Source organism: Acidovorax sp. GW821-FHT09A11 (assembly GCF_059418365.1).
The window spans coordinates 68,379-80,520 of record NZ_JBWKPS010000012.1; the positions used below are offsets into that span (position 1 = coordinate 68,379).

Here is a 12,142-nt window from a genome sequence, read left to right on the forward strand (position 1 = left end):
ATGAATGTATCCACCTGGTCCATCAAGAACCCGATACCGGCGCTGATGCTGTTCGTGCTGCTGACGTTCGGCGGCCTGCTGTCGTTCAACGCGATGAAGGTGCAGAACTTTCCGGACATCGACCTGCCCACGATCTCCGTGACCGTGGCGCTGCCGGGCGCATCGCCCGCGCAGCTGGAAAACGACGTGGCGCGCAAGATCGAGAACAGCATCGCCACGCTGCAGGACTTGAAGCACATCTACACCAAGGTGCAGGACGGCGGCGCCACCATCACGGCCGAGTTCCGCCTGGAAAAGCCCACGCAGGAGGCGCTCGACGATGTGCGCTCGGCCGTGGCGCGGGTGCGCGGCGACCTGCCCGGCGACGTGCGCGACCCCATCGTGACCAAGATGGACCTGGCCGCGCAGCCCGTGCTGGCCTTCACCATCGCCTCGAGCCGCATGGACAGCGAGGCGCTGTCGTGGTTCGTGGACGATGCCGTGGCCAAGAAGCTGCTCACCGTGCGCGGCGTGGGCGCGGTCAACCGCGTGGGCGGTGTTCAGCGCGAGGTGCATGTGGCGCTGGACCCGGTGAAGCTGCAGGCGCTCAACGCCTCGGCGGCCGACGTGTCGCGCCAGCTGCGCCTGGTGCAGACCGAGAGCGCCGGCGGCCGCACCGACCTGGGCGGCAGCGAGCAGCCCGTGCGCACGCTGGCCACGGTGCAGTCGGCCCAGGAGCTTTCCAGCCTCACGCTGTCGCTGTCGGACGGCCGCCACGTGCGGCTCGATCAGGTCGCCACGGTGTCGGACACGATTGCCGAGCCGCGCGCGCTGGCCCTGCTCAACGGCAAGCCCGTGGTGGGCTTCGAGGTGGCGCGCAGCAAGGGTGCGAGCGAGATCGAGGTGGGCGGGGCCGTGCAGGCCGCGCTCAAGGAGATGCGCGCGCAGCACCCCGACCTGGAGATCACCGAGGCCTTCAACTTCGTGCAGCCGGTGCAGGAGGAATACGACGGCTCCATGCACCTGCTGTACGAAGGCGCGCTGCTGGCCGTGCTGGTGGTGTGGCTGTTCCTGCGCGACTGGCGCGCCACGTTCGTCTCGGCCGTGGCGCTGCCGCTGTCGGTGATCCCGGCGTTCATCGGCATGCACCTGCTGGGCTTTTCCATCAACGTGATCACGCTGCTGGCGATGTCGCTGGTGGTGGGCATCCTGGTGGACGATGCCATCGTGGAGGTGGAGAACATCGTGCGCCACCTGCGCATGGGCAAGACGCCCTACCAGGCGGCCATGGAGGCGGCTGACGAGATCGGTTTGGCGGTGGTGGCCACCACCTTCACGCTGATCGCGGTGTTCCTGCCCACGGCCTTCATGAGCGGCATCGCGGGCAAGTTCTTCAAGCAGTTCGGCTGGACCGCGTCGCTGGCCGTGTTCGCCAGCCTGGTGGTGGCCCGCGTGCTCACGCCCATGATGGCGGCCTACATCCTCAAACCCATCGTGGACAAGCACCAGGACCCGCGCTGGATGACCGTGTACCTGCGCTGGGCGGCCTGGTGCATCAGGCACCGCTGGATCACCTTCATCGCCACGGCGGCGTTCTTCATCGGCTCGCTCGCGCTGATCCCGCTGCTGCCCACCGGCTTCATCCCGCCGGACGACAACTCGCAGACCCAGGTGTACCTGGAGCTGCCGCCCGGCGCCACGCTCGCGCAGACCCGCGCCGTGGCCGAGGATGCGCGCGAGCGCATCGCCAAAGTGGAGCACGTGCAGAGCGTGTACACCACCATCGGCGGTGGCTCCGCGGGAGCGGACCCCTTCATGGGCGGGGCCAATGCCGAGACCCGCAAGGCCACGCTGACCATCCTGCTGGCCGAGCGCGGCGAGCGGCCGCGCAAGCAGGGCATCGAGAACAAGATCCGCACGGCCCTCGAAACCCTGCCCGGCGTGCGCAGCAAGGTGGGCCTGGGCGGATCGGGCGAGAAGTACGTGCTGGTGCTCTCCGGCGACGATCCGCAGGCGCTGACCACGGCCGCGCTGGCGGTCGAGAAGGACCTGCGCACCATCCCGGGCCTGGGCAGCATCTCGTCCACCGCCAGCCTGGTGCGCTCCGAGATCGCGGTGCGTCCGGACTTCGCCCGGGCCGCCGACCTGGGGGTGACCAGCAGCGCCATCGCCGAGACCCTGCGCATCGCCACCATGGGCGACTACGACGTGTCGCTGCCCAAGCTCAACCTCGCGTCGCGGCAGGTGCCCATCGTCGTGAAGCTGCAGGATGACGCCCGCAAGGACCTGTCGCTGCTGGAGCGCCTGGCGGTGCCGGGCGCCAAGGGCCCGGTGATGCTGGGCCAGGTGGCCACGCTCGAATTCAGCGGCGGCCCGGCCGTGGTGGACCGCTACGACCGCGCGCGCAACGTGAACTTCGAGATCGAGCTGTCGGGCCAGCCGCTGGGTGACGTGACCAAGGCCGTGGAGGCGCTGCCCTCCATCAAGAACCTGCCGCCGGGCGTGCGCCAGATCACCATCGGCGACGCGGAGATGATGGGCGAGCTGTTCGCCAGCTTCGGCCTGGCCATGCTCACGGGCGTGCTGTGCATCTACATCGTGCTGGTGCTGCTGTTCAAGGACTTCCTGCACCCGGTGACCATCCTGGCGGCGCTGCCGCTGTCGCTGGGCGGCGCGTTCGTGGGCCTCTTGATCGCGCAAAAGAGCTTCTCGATGCCCTCGCTCATCGGGCTCATCATGCTCATGGGCATCGCCACCAAGAATTCCATCCTGCTGGTCGAGTACGCCATCCTGGCGCGGCGCGAGCACGGCATGACGCGCTTCGAGGCGCTGATCGACGCGTGCCACAAGCGCGCGCGCCCCATCATCATGACCACGCTGGCCATGGGCGCGGGCATGCTGCCCATTGCCATCGGCATCGGCGCGGCCGACGCGAGCTTCCGCTCGCCGATGGCGGTGGCGGTGATCGGGGGGCTCATCACGTCCACGCTGCTGAGCCTGCTGGTCATCCCCGCCGTCTTCACCGGGGTGGATGATCTGGGCCAGCGGTTCGGGCGCCTGGTGCGCCGGCTGCGGGGTGCGCACCACGCGCCAGCCGCCCCGGCGCTGCCCCCGGTGCCCGCCTCGCCGCCCGCACCGTGATGGCCCGGTGGTGGTTGCCCGAACAACCGGGCAATCACCCGGGTTGACCAGGGTTTGGTGGCGCGCCAGTCGTTAGATAATGTAACGAGCACCATGAACCTCGTCAGCCTGAACATCGAATCCATTCAGCTTGGCCACCCGCTGCCCTTCGTGCTGCGGGGGGCCGATGGCGTGCTGCTGGCGCAAAAGGGCTATGTCATCCGCACCCGGGACGAGCTGGCCAAGATGGTGGCGCGGGGCCGCCAGCTGTGCGTGGACACCGATGAATCCGGCGACAGCCACCGCGCCTACCTGGCGCAGCTGCAGCGCATGCTGATCGCGGACACCAACCTGGGCGAGATCGCCGCCATGCAGATGACGGCGGCCGACGACCCGGCGGGGCGCGGGCGCGGAGGCCGGGCCCTGCCCGACTGGCCCGAGCTGCAGCTGCGCGCCACGCAACTGCTGCGCGCGCCGTCCCCGTCGGACTTTGGCGGGCGCTTCCAGGCGCTGCACGACGAACTCTCGCGCCACTGTGAGCAGACGCCCGATGTCACCCTGCTGGCCCTGATCTACCTGTCGGCCCAGGAAACCCGCATGTACAGCGCCACCCACTCCATGCTGGTGGCCTGCGTGTGCATGGTGGTCGCGCGCGAGATGCTGCGCTGGCCCGAGGGCCGGGTGCAGCAGCTCGGGCATGCGGCCTTGTCCATGAACATCGCCATGACCGAACTGCAGGACCAGCTGGCCCAGCAGACCCACCCCCTGACTGCCCAGCAGATCGCGGCCGTGGAAGACCACGCATCACGGTCCGAGGCGCTGCTGCGCTCGCTGGGCGTGGCCGACACCGCATGGCTGGAGGCCGTGCGCTGCCACCACCACCGCACGCCTGGCCCGCTGGCCAAGAAGACGGAAGCCCAGCAGATGGCCCGGCTGATCCAGCGCGCCGATATCTTTGGCGCCCGCATGGCGCCCCGCGCCGCCCGCTGGCCCATGCCGGTCACGGCGGCCATGCAGGCGAGCTACTACGATGAGGAGCACCAGGTGGACGAGGCCGGTGCAGCGCTCGTCAAGACGCTGGGCGTGTATCCGCCAGGGGCCTTTGTGCGGTTGGCCAGCCAGGAGGTGGGTGTCGTCATCCGCCGAGGTACGACGGCCACCACGCCCAAGGTAGCGGTGGTGACCAACCGGGACGGCATGCCCACGGGCGAGCCGATTCCCCGCGACACCGGCATGCCGCCCTGGAAAGTCACGGGCGTGGTCGCCTTCAAGGACGTGCGGGTCAAGCTCCCGCTCGACCGCCTGCTCAACCTGGGCTGATCTTTTCGGCCCCGCAGCGGGGCCGCACCCGATGCGGGTGAACGCCCCCTCGCCCGGTGTGGCCGCCATGGGCACTCCCTGGCCCGCTTTTCAACGCTCCCGCGGGGGCTGATGCCCGGCATCCGGCTTGCATCCGATGCCCGCCTGGCCGTGCGCCACGCAATACCCCCTTCCCGCTGCCGGGAATCTGAATCCAGTGGCCATCCATCGGCGTATACCAATGAGTACAAATAAAAACTCATGTGGACAAAAAATGATGGAATGGTTAAATTGCCCACACCACTGCGCTATGAGTCCTATGAAAACCTCTTCCAGACGCCTTTTTCCGGCCACGGGCCTTCTTGTCCTCGCAATGGCCGCCGGGCTTGCCCCTCGCGCGTGGGCGGCGGACGCGGAAAGCTGCCCGGCCACCTTGCAGCACACCTTTGCACGGCTGCAGGACGAAAAGCCGCAGTCGCTGTGCCAGTACAGCGGAAAGGTCGTGCTGGTGGTCAATACCGCCAGCTTCTGCGGCTTCACCGGCCAGTACAAGGGGCTCGAGGAGCTGTATGCCCGGTACAAGGACAAGGGCCTCGTCGTGCTGGGCTTTCCGTCCAACGACTTTTCGCAGGAGAGCGGCAGCAACCAGCAGATCGCGGACTTCTGCGAGAACACCTTCGGCGTGAAATTCCCGATGTTCGCCAAGAGCAGCGTGAAGGGCGCGGACGCCTCGCCGCTGTTTCGCCAGCTGGCACAGCTGTCGGGCACCGCGCCGCGCTGGAACTTCCACAAATACCTGCTGGGCCGCGACGGCAAGCTGGTCGACCAGTACTCCAGCCTCACCGCCCCTGACAGCAAGGGCCTGGTGCGCGCCATCGAACAGCAACTCGCTGTTGCCGCTCCACGGTGATTGCAATGTTTTCTTTACGTTTCTTTAAAAAAAACCGGCGCGGGGCCTGGAACTTCCGCGCGAGGGCCCCACTCTATTCCCTGCACGCTGCGATTGCGTGGCGTACAGTTTTAGTGTTGCGAAGCCTTTCGGGCCCCCGGGTTCCGACTGACCTCCTGGAGCGCTTCTCCTCCCTCCCTCTCTTATTCGTTTCGGGACGCTTCGCAACCTTTTTATTTCAGGCACCGGCCAGAGGGGGCCGGCCATGAAAATCGCCATCATCGGCTCCGGCATCTCCGGACTGGCGGTCGCGCACCGGCTGCGTGGCCAGGCGCACATCACCCTGTATGAGGCCGGCGACCACTTTGGCGGCCACACCCACACCGTGGATGTCACGCTGCGGGATGCCAGCGGCCGGCTGGTCACGCAGGGCGTGGACACCGGTTTTCTCGTCTTCAACGAACGCACCTATCCGCAGCTGATCCGCCTGCTGGCCGAACTGGGCGTGCAGACGTGCCGGTCCGACATGTCGTTCTCGGTGCAGGTGCCCGGGGCCCGGGGCGGCCGGCCGCTGGAGTGGAGCGGCACGAACCTGGGCACCGTCTTCGCGCAGCGCGCCAACCTGGTCAGCCCGCGCTTTCTGGGCATGCTGGCGGACCTGTTGCGGTTCAACCGCCTGTGCACCCGCATCGCCGAGGCCGGGGCCTATGCGGCGCTCATGCAGCCCCTGGGCGACTTCCTGCGCGAGCACCGCTTTGGCGATGCCTTCCGCGACTGGTACTTCCTGCCCATGCTGGGCTGCATCTGGAGCTGCCCGACCGACCAGATGCTGCAGTTTCCGGTGGCCACCCTGATCCGGTTCTGCCACAACCATGGCCTCCTCCAGGTGAGCGACCGTCCGCAGTGGTGGACGGTCGCGGGGGGCGCGCGCCACTATGTGGACAAGATCGTGGCCGGTATCGCGGACACGCGCCTGTCGACCCCCGTGCGCCGCATCGAGCGCGATGCGGCCGGCGTGCGGGTGGTGACCGATGGCGGCACCGGGCATTTCGACCAGGTCGTCGTGGCCACGCATTCGGACCAGGCGCTGGCGCTGCTCGCGCGGCCCACGCCGCAGGAACGCGCCGTGCTGGGCGCCATCCGCTACCAGGCCAACCGCGCGGTGCTGCATACCGACACCGCGGTGCTGCCCGCGCGCCGCGCCGCCTGGGCCGCGTGGAACTATGAGCGCGCCGCGCAGCCCGGCCGCGAATCGGCGCGCGTGTGCCTGCACTACCTCATCAACCAGCTGCAGCCCGTGCCCTTCGCGCAGCCCGTGGTCGTCTCGCTCAACCCCGTGCGCGAGATCGCGCCCGACCAGGTGATCGGCAGCTACGACTACGCCCACCCGGTGTTCGACCTGGCCGCCATTCGCGCGCAGCGGCAGGTGGCCGAGATCCAGGGCCATGGGCACACCTGGTTCTGCGGGGCGTGGACGGGCTACGGGTTCCACGAAGACGGACTGAAGTCCGGGCTCGCCGTGGCCGAACAGGTGCTGGCCCGCCAGCCCGCTCCCCTGGCGGAGGCCGCATGAACATCGGCATGGGCACCGCTCCCGAGGCCCCGCAGCCGCTGATCGGCTTTGGCCAGGTGCGCCATGCGCGGCTGCGGCCCCGGCGGCATGCGTTTGCCTACCCCACGTTCTTTCTCCTGCTGCCCCTGCGCAGCATGGGCGCCGCAGCGCCGGGCCCGCTGGCCGTGAACCGGCGCGGCGCCATCAGCTTTCACGACACGGACCATGGCGACGGCCGCAGCGCCGCGCAGGGCGGGGCGCTGGCCTGGCTGGACGAGCTGCTGCGCGCCGAAGGCATTGCCGACGCCACCGGCGAAGTCTGGCTGCACTGCTACCCGCGCGTGCTGGGCTACACCTTCAAACCCGTGAGCTTCTGGTACTGCCACCGCGCCGACGCCAGCCTGCGCGCCATCGTGGTGGAAGTGAACAACACCTTTGGCGAGCGGCACTGCTACCTGCTGGACGCGCCCCGCTACGGCGTGGAACTGCGGGCGCGCAAGGTGTTCCATGTCTCGCCCTTCTGCGAGGTGGGCGGGGGCTACCGCTTTCGCTTCCTGCGCACGGCGGGCGGGCCCGCCGATGCGGGCCGCACCGTGGCGCGCATCGACTACGACGACGACGCCGGACCGCTGATCGAGACCAGCGTGAGCGGCACCCTGCACCCCATCACGGGGCAGACGCTGCGCCGGGCCCTGTGGGGCTACCCGGCCATGACGCTGGCCGTCATCGCGCGCATCCACTGGCAGGCCTTGCGGCTGTGGCTCAAGCGCGTGCGCTTTCACCGCAAGCCCGAGGCCCCTGCCTCCATCGTGACCCGTTGACCCCACAGCCCGACGAGACCGCCATGAACACGACCACGACCACCGGTGCCGCCCTGCACGCCACCCTGCCCGCCGGCACGCCGGCTGCCGCGCGCACGGCCCTTCGGCTCCTGCAGGGGCTGCAGCATGGCAACCTCACGGTGCAACTGCCGGACGGCACGCTGCAGCACTTCGGCCAGGGGGGCGGCCTCTCGGCGGCCATCACGCTCAGGAACTGGAACGTGTGCAGCGCGGCGCTCAGGTCGGGGGACATCGGCTTCGCCGAGAGCTACATCGCGGGGGACTGGACCACGCCGCACCTCACCGACCTGATCAAGCTCTTCATCGCCAACCGCCAGCAGGTGGAAGGCGTGATCTATGGAAGCTGGGCCGGACGCCTGCTGTACCGCATCAAGCACCTGCTCAACCGCAACACGCGCGCCAACAGCCAGAAGAACATCCATGCGCACTACGACCTGGGCAATGCGTTCTACGCGCTGTGGCTGGACGACACGATGAATTACTCGTCCGCCTGGTTCGAAGGCGATGCGGGCGGCGACATGCGCAAGGCCCAGCATGCCAAGGTGCGCCGCGCCCTGAGCCAGGCGGGGGTGCGGCCGGGGCACCGCGTGCTCGAGATCGGCTGCGGCTGGGGGGCGCTCGCCGAGATGGCGGCCACCGAGTTCGGCGCATTGCTGACCGGTGTGACCCTGTCCACCGAGCAACTGGCCTTCGCGCAAGGGCGCATGGCGGGGCAGGGGGTGGAGCACCGGGCCGATTTGCGGCTGCAGGACTACCGCGACATCCACGATGGCCCCTACGACGCCATCTGCTCCATCGAGATGGTCGAGGCCGTGGGCCGCGAGTACTGGCCCACCTACTTCCAGTCGGTGAACCGCCTGCTCAAGCCCGGTGGCAAGGCCTGCATCCAGAGCATCGTCATCGACGACAGCCTGTTCGAGCGCTACATCAGCTCCACGGACTTCATCCAGCAGTACATCTTCCCGGGCGGCTGCCTGCCGTGCCCGCGCGAGTTCCGCCGCGAGGCCGAGGCCGCGGGCCTGCGCGTGGTGGACGAGTTCGCCTTTGGCCAGGACTATGCCGAAACGCTCAGGCGCTGGCGTGACCGCTTCGTGGCCCAGCGCACGCAGATCCTGCAGCTGGGGTTCGACCAGCGCTTCCTGCACATCTGGGAGTTCTACCTGGCGTATTGCGAGGCGGCGTTTGCGATGAGCAACATCGACCTGGTGCAATACACGCTGGCCAAGGATTGAGATTGCTATGAAAAATATAGCTGCCACCGCGTGTTTTATCTGCGCTGCAGCCGTTTTTCATTCCAGCATGGCTGTGGCGCAAGGGGCAGGGGCGGCCCAGGCCACGGCGGCGCCGCTGTCCGGCGTACGCCTGGCGGGCCAGGGCGTGCTCCGGTTCCTGGGTTTCGAGGTCTACCGCGCCCGCCTGTGGGTGCAGCCCGGCTTTGATGCCGACAACTACGGCGCCCAGCCGCTGGCGCTGGAGCTGACCTACCACCGCGACTTCACGGCGGAGGCCATCGCCAGGCGCTCCATCGAGGAAATGCGCCGCGTGGGCAGCTTCACGCCCCAGCAGGCCGCGCGCTGGCAGCAGGCGCTGCAGGCGGCGCTGCCGGACGTGAAGGCGGGCGACCGCCTTCTGGGCATTCACCAGCCGGGCGTGGGGGCGGTGTTCAGGATGGCCGGGCGCGTGGTGGGCGAGGTGCCCGATGCCGAGTTCTCGCGCCTGTTCTTCGGCATCTGGCTCTCGCCCCAGACTTCCGAACCCAGGCTGCGCCAGGAACTGCTGGGCGCGACCCGCGCCATGGGGCAGCCATGACCCGCACCACCCAGCCCCTGCGCGCCCGCCACGGCCTGGCCTATGGGCTGCTGGGCCTGCCCCTGGCGTTTGTGGCGCTGCCGCTTTACGTGCTGCTGCCCAACCACTATGCCCGCGAGTTCGGCATGCCGCTGGCCACGCTGGGCTCGGTGCTGCTGGCGGCGCGGTTGTTCGATGCGGTGTCGGACCCGCTGCTGGGCCGCCTCTGCGACCACCTGTTCGGCCGCTCGGTGCGTGCCGTGCTGGCGGCGGGCGCGGTGTCGGCCATGGTGCTCGCACTGGGGCTGACCGGCCTGTTCTTTCCGCTGGTGCGCGGGGCCGATGGGCTGACCGCCTGGGCCCTGGTGGCGCTGCTCATCACCTACACGGCCTACAGCCAGCTGGGCATTGCGCACCAGGCGTGGGGCGCGCGCCTGGGCGGCGACGAACTGCAGCGCGGCCGCATCGTGGCATGGCGCGAAGGCGCCGCGCTGGCGGGCGTGGTGCTGGCCTCGGTGCTGCCCGCGCTGCTGGGGCTGCCGGTCATGCTCGGCGTGTTTGCCATGGCCTTGCTGCTGGGCTGGTGGGCCTGGACGCGCGCGCCGCGCCCCCCGGCGCATGCGGGTGGCGCCGTGGCCGGCGGGTATCGCCCGTCGCGGCGCGCCAGCCTGTGGCGGCCGTGGGGGCGCCCCGCGTTCCGCCGCCTGCTGGCGGTGTTCATGCTCAACGGCATTGCCAGCGCCATCCCGGCCACGCTGGTGCTGTTCTTCATCCAGGACCGCCTGCAGGCTCCGCCCGCGCAGGAGCCGATGTTCCTGGCGGCGTATTTCGTCTGCGCTGCGCTCTCGATCCCGCTGTGGCTGCGGGCCGTGGCGCGATGGGGCCTGGTGCGCACCTGGCTGGCAGGCATGCTGCTGGCGATCGCCGTGTTTGTGTGGACTGCGTTTCTGGGCGCGGGTGATGTGATGCCGTTCATGGTGGTCTGCGCGCTTTCGGGCGTGGCACTGGGCACCGACCTGGCATTGCCCAGCGCCCTGCTGGCCGGCGTGATCGCGGCCGAGGGCGACAGCGGCCAGCACGAAGGCGCGTACTTCGGCTGGTGGAACTTCGCCACCAAGCTCAACCTGGCGCTGGCCGCGGGCCTGGCGCTGCCCCTGCTGGGCTGGCTGGGCTACACCCCCGGCACGCGCGGCGACGGCGGCTTGCAGACCCTGGGCATCGCCTATGCGGTGCTGCCCTGCGTGCTCAAGCTGATGGCGGCGGCGGCGCTCTACGCCCTGCTCCTGCGGCGTCCCCGCAGCGCAGCGATTGTTTGAATGAACCTGTCCGAACCGACCCCAGGGCCCACCCCATGATGCAACGACGCCTCCTCCTCTCCGCCGTGGCGGCTGCGCCCGTGGCCCTGTCCGGCTGCGCCAGTCCGGGCATCGAAGGCTATGCCAGCGAGAAGCCCGTGCTGGACCTGGCCCGGTATTTCAACGGCAAGATCGACGCCTGGGGCATCTTCCAGGACCGCAGCGGCCAGATCGTCAAACGCTTCACCGTGGTCATGGATTGCCAGTGGCAGGGCAACGAGGGCGTGCTCGACGAGGCCTTCACCTATTCGGACGGCACCACCCAGCGCCGCATCTGGCGCCTGACCCAGCACGCCGACGGCCGTACCACCGGCACCGCCGACGACGTGGTGGGCACGGCCCACGGGCAGGCGCGGGGCAACGTCTTCCGCTGGAACTACACGCTGGCCCTGCCGGTGGATGGCACGGTCTACCACGTCGACCTGGACGACTGGATGGTTCTCATCGACGACCGCGTGATGCTCAACCGCGCCACCATGAGCAAGTTTGGCGTGCGCCTGGGCGAGATCACGCTGTCGTTCACCAGGCGCGCGCCATGAGCCTGAACCCACCGCTGCGCGACTGGCAGGGCCGCAGGGCCTGGGTGATCGGCGCGTCCAGCGGCATCGGGCGCGCCACGGCGTCGGCCCTGCATGCGCGCGGTGCGCAGGTCACGGTGTCGGCCCGCAGCGGCGATGCGCTCGATGCCTTTGCCGCCCAGCACCCCGGCAGCCTGGCCCTGCCCCTGGACATAGCGCAGCCCGAGCAGGTGCAGGCCGCCGCCGCACGGGTGCTGTCCGGGGGCGCGCCCGACCTGGTGTGCTACTGCGCCGGCACCTACCGCGACATGCGCGCCACCGACCTGGATCTGGCCGACATGCTGCGCCACGGGCAGATCAACTACAGCGGTGTGCTGCACGTGCTGGCGGCCGTGCTGCCCGCCATGCTGGCCGCGGCGCACGCGGGGCGCCCCGGGCATGTGAGCGTGGTCAGCAGCGTGGCGGGGTTCCGGGGGCTGCCCAGGAGCCTGGCCTACGGGCCGACCAAGGCTGCGCTCATCAACCTGGCCGAGTCGCTGTACCTGGATCTGCACGGCTTGGGGCTTGGCGTGAGCGTGATCAACCCCGGGTTCGTGGCCACGCCGCTCACGGCGCGCAACGACTTCACGATGCCCGCGCTGATCTCGCCCGAGGCGGCGGCGGCGGCCATCTTGCAGGGCTGGGAGCGGGGGCATTTCGACATCCACTTCCCCAAGCGCTTCACGCGGGTGATGAAACTGCTGCGCGTGTTGCCGTATCGGTGGTACTTTCCTGCGGTCCGCAAGTTCACGGGACTCTGA

The 12,142-nt window shown here is 69.3% G+C and carries 10 protein-coding genes; all 10 read left to right on the plus strand.

Translation table 11 applies throughout. The features are described 5' to 3' along the window. Positions 1–3,120 carry an efflux RND transporter permease subunit gene (locus AC07PV_RS22385; protein ID WP_218297138.1) on the plus strand — a complete coding sequence of 1,040 codons (3,120 nt, stop codon included), beginning with the start codon at positions 1–3 and terminating at the stop codon, positions 3,118–3,120. 93 nt (positions 3,121–3,213) lie between these two features. After that, on the plus strand, positions 3,214–4,419 hold the full coding sequence (locus AC07PV_RS22390) for an HD-GYP domain-containing protein (RefSeq protein WP_218297139.1): 1,206 nt from the start codon (positions 3,214–3,216) through the stop codon (positions 4,417–4,419). Positions 4,420–4,717: 298 nt separating this feature from the next. Further along, positions 4,718–5,308 carry a glutathione peroxidase gene (locus tag AC07PV_RS22395; protein WP_370627761.1) on the plus strand — a complete coding sequence of 197 codons (591 nt, stop codon included), beginning with the start codon at positions 4,718–4,720 and terminating at the stop codon, positions 5,306–5,308. Between the two features lie 244 nt (positions 5,309–5,552). After that, positions 5,553–6,860, plus strand: a complete 1,308-nt coding sequence (locus AC07PV_RS22400) for an NAD(P)/FAD-dependent oxidoreductase (protein ID WP_494631349.1) — start codon at positions 5,553–5,555, stop codon at positions 6,858–6,860. An 8-nt stretch (positions 6,861–6,868) separates the two neighbouring features. Then, on the plus strand, positions 6,869–7,660 hold the full coding sequence (locus AC07PV_RS22405) for a DUF1365 domain-containing protein (RefSeq protein ID WP_494631385.1): 792 nt from the start codon (positions 6,869–6,871) through the stop codon (positions 7,658–7,660). A 23-nt stretch (positions 7,661–7,683) separates the two neighbouring features. Further along, a complete protein-coding gene (locus AC07PV_RS22410; protein ID WP_494631351.1) occupies positions 7,684–8,913 on the plus strand; it encodes a class I SAM-dependent methyltransferase in 1,230 nt (409 codons plus the stop codon). 67 nt (positions 8,914–8,980) lie between these two features. Further along, positions 8,981–9,490: a chalcone isomerase family protein gene (locus AC07PV_RS22415; protein ID WP_492806814.1), complete on the plus strand. Its 510-nt coding sequence runs from the start codon at positions 8,981–8,983 to the stop codon at positions 9,488–9,490. Next, the gene (locus AC07PV_RS22420; RefSeq protein WP_494631352.1) at positions 9,487–10,785 is read left to right on the plus strand and encodes an MFS transporter; all 1,299 of its coding nucleotides are present in this window, start codon (positions 9,487–9,489) and stop codon (positions 10,783–10,785) included. Before AC07PV_RS22415 ends, AC07PV_RS22420 begins: the two co-directional genes overlap by 4 nt. 35 nt (positions 10,786–10,820) lie before the next feature. After that, positions 10,821–11,363, plus strand: a complete 543-nt coding sequence (locus tag AC07PV_RS22425; RefSeq protein ID WP_218297143.1) for a DUF3833 domain-containing protein — start codon at positions 10,821–10,823, stop codon at positions 11,361–11,363. Then, the gene (locus AC07PV_RS22430; RefSeq protein ID WP_369643724.1) at positions 11,360–12,142 is read left to right on the plus strand and encodes an SDR family NAD(P)-dependent oxidoreductase; all 783 of its coding nucleotides are present in this window, start codon (positions 11,360–11,362) and stop codon (positions 12,140–12,142) included. The genes AC07PV_RS22425 and AC07PV_RS22430 overlap by 4 nt, the downstream gene beginning before the upstream one ends.

What these genes read in the sequence shown, in the direction of transcription:
- AC07PV_RS22385 (WP_218297138.1), top strand. Translation starts at nt 1, where the DNA reads ATGAATGTATCCACCTGGTCCATCAAGAACCCGATACCGGCGCTGATG.
- AC07PV_RS22400 (WP_494631349.1), top strand. Translation starts at nt 5,553, where the DNA reads ATGAAAATCGCCATCATCGGCTCCGGCATCTCCGGACTGGCGGTCGCG.
- AC07PV_RS22430 (WP_369643724.1), top strand. Translation starts at nt 11,360, where the DNA reads ATGAGCCTGAACCCACCGCTGCGCGACTGGCAGGGCCGCAGGGCCTGG.
- AC07PV_RS22395 (WP_370627761.1), top strand. Translation starts at nt 4,718, where the DNA reads ATGAAAACCTCTTCCAGACGCCTTTTTCCGGCCACGGGCCTTCTTGTC.
- AC07PV_RS22410 (WP_494631351.1), top strand. Translation starts at nt 7,684, where the DNA reads ATGAACACGACCACGACCACCGGTGCCGCCCTGCACGCCACCCTGCCC.
- AC07PV_RS22405 (WP_494631385.1), top strand. Translation starts at nt 6,869, where the DNA reads ATGGGCACCGCTCCCGAGGCCCCGCAGCCGCTGATCGGCTTTGGCCAG.
- AC07PV_RS22415 (WP_492806814.1), top strand. Translation starts at nt 8,981, where the DNA reads ATGGCTGTGGCGCAAGGGGCAGGGGCGGCCCAGGCCACGGCGGCGCCG.
- AC07PV_RS22420 (WP_494631352.1), top strand. Translation starts at nt 9,487, where the DNA reads ATGACCCGCACCACCCAGCCCCTGCGCGCCCGCCACGGCCTGGCCTAT.
- AC07PV_RS22425 (WP_218297143.1), top strand. Translation starts at nt 10,821, where the DNA reads ATGATGCAACGACGCCTCCTCCTCTCCGCCGTGGCGGCTGCGCCCGTG.
- AC07PV_RS22390 (WP_218297139.1), top strand. Translation starts at nt 3,214, where the DNA reads ATGAACCTCGTCAGCCTGAACATCGAATCCATTCAGCTTGGCCACCCG.